The organism is Cupriavidus lacunae (assembly GCF_003353055.1).
Taxonomy (GTDB): Bacteria; Pseudomonadota; Gammaproteobacteria; order Burkholderiales; family Burkholderiaceae; genus Cupriavidus; species Cupriavidus lacunae.
Window position 1 is genome coordinate 1 of the sequence record NZ_QKWJ01000231.1, and the last position, 1253, is coordinate 1253.

Annotated in this window: 1 protein-coding gene; it reads right to left on the reverse strand. The window is 59.8% G+C overall.

Features of this window, described 5'->3' with window-relative positions; genetic code table 11:
* Positions 1-279: 279 nt before the first annotated feature.
* Entirely contained in the window at positions 280-489 is a 210-nt protein-coding gene (locus DN412_RS42845; RefSeq protein ID WP_115216994.1) for a hypothetical protein, read from the reverse strand.
* Positions 490-1253 lie beyond the last annotated feature (764 nt).

Consider the following 1253-nt stretch of genomic DNA (forward strand, 5'->3'; position numbering starts at 1 on the left):
GCGCAAGAGCGATGGCGAGCCCGGCGCAAAGACGATTTGGATCGGCATGCAGAGAACCATGGACGCCGCCCTCACCATTCAAGCACTGCGGGAAGAGTCATGACTTCCGTATAAGGAAATGGGCTTAACGGGGGGCCGCTTGCCGGACCGGCGTCCACCCAGGGGGCTAACATAATAACGCTACAAATACAGCACTCCTCTCTCTCCAATGTGGCGTTCGAAATATCAAGTCTGAAATATGCTTTGAAGGGTCGGCCCTTTCAACAACTATCGAAGGGCTCATCGGCGCTTGCGCTTTGGGACCGGCTTCTTGGTTGTCAGCGCATCGGCCCAAAACGTCATCACCTGCTTCGCCCCTTCATTCATAGCGTTTGAAGCCTGACGCTTGCCCTCTGCGGTCATCCGGCCGCGTGTCGCGCCGGCGATTCGGTTGGCATTGCTGAGCCACATGCTCATGAACGGATTCTTCTTGTTCCAGGGATTCTTCATAGTATTTACCGAGTGCGATTGCAATGGATGGAATGAGCTGCACCGTAGTCGTCAGCGGCTGCAGCCGCTGATGACGGCGATGGCAACTGAAACCCATCAGCTCACTGGCGGTGGAGGCCGGAACATCAGGGGCGTCCTTTCCCGCCTTGCTGTCCACTCTGGCCGCCTTGCTGCGCGCGCTGGCCGCCGCGTTGGCCCTGGCAGCTTTGTTGCTGCTGCTGACTTGTCTGTTGCTGCTGGTCCTGTCCTGATTGCGGTTGCCGTGCCATGGTGCGCTCAGATAGCGGCTCGTTTGCCACCTCCCCGTTGCGCAAGCGCCGTACCAGGGCGACGATCGCCAAGTCATGCGGCGCTGCTGAGTGGCGCTCGTCGACCTGTGAGGCGCCACCATGGCGGAGCCTAGTAGTTTCGCCCGAGGAGGACGGCGCAGAACAACATCCTCCGGACACCTTCTGCCGCGCTCGCTTCAGCCGTCCCCCGTACGCCGCTTTCTACAAGACACCGTCTAAGTTACCGGGCCTACAGCGCAAATTTCCGTTAGCCGGGGGAGCAGCAGCCCGGTCCTCGCAGTCCGCGAGATGGTGTGTGGCGGCGGCCTCGGGAGAACCGGGTAGGCGACAGCCAGGACGGTCATGTCGCGTATTAAAGTGGACCCACGATTTGAGACAGTGATCAGGCGGTGGTTTAAGCTGTCGTCCTTGACGGGATGATGGCGAATGAGTGAAGGCAAGAAGCGCAAGGTACACACGGCGGAATTCAAGGCC